The following is a 248-nucleotide window of genomic DNA, read 5'->3' on the forward strand; positions in this document are numbered from 1 at the left end:
CCCCTGTAATGGCTAAAGCTTGATGCGGTTTTTGCATGGACATCATACGAATGACAAGATCCATCTCTTCTGCGTGTCTCTTTATTCCTTTTGTATCGATATAATCCGCTGGAGATGAGATTAATGTTAGTTTTGGTACGGCCGGTGATTTTGCAGCAGCCTCATGTCTCGGAGCGAATCTGCATTTCTCGGCTGCAATCGATCGGATCATTTCGAGCTTTTCCAATATATCCGGGGTATATTCATCC

At 44.4% G+C, this 248-nt stretch carries 1 protein-coding gene; it reads right to left on the reverse strand.

Annotated elements, in window-relative coordinates; genetic code table 11:
- Positions 1-248 (reverse strand): PrpF domain-containing protein (locus tag SB724_RS21325; RefSeq protein ID WP_410573011.1); only part of this gene is annotated, 248 nt, incomplete at both ends.

Source organism: Bacillus sp. SIMBA_031 (assembly GCF_046535225.1).
GTDB lineage: Bacteria > Bacillota > Bacilli > Bacillales > Bacillaceae > Bacillus > Bacillus velezensis.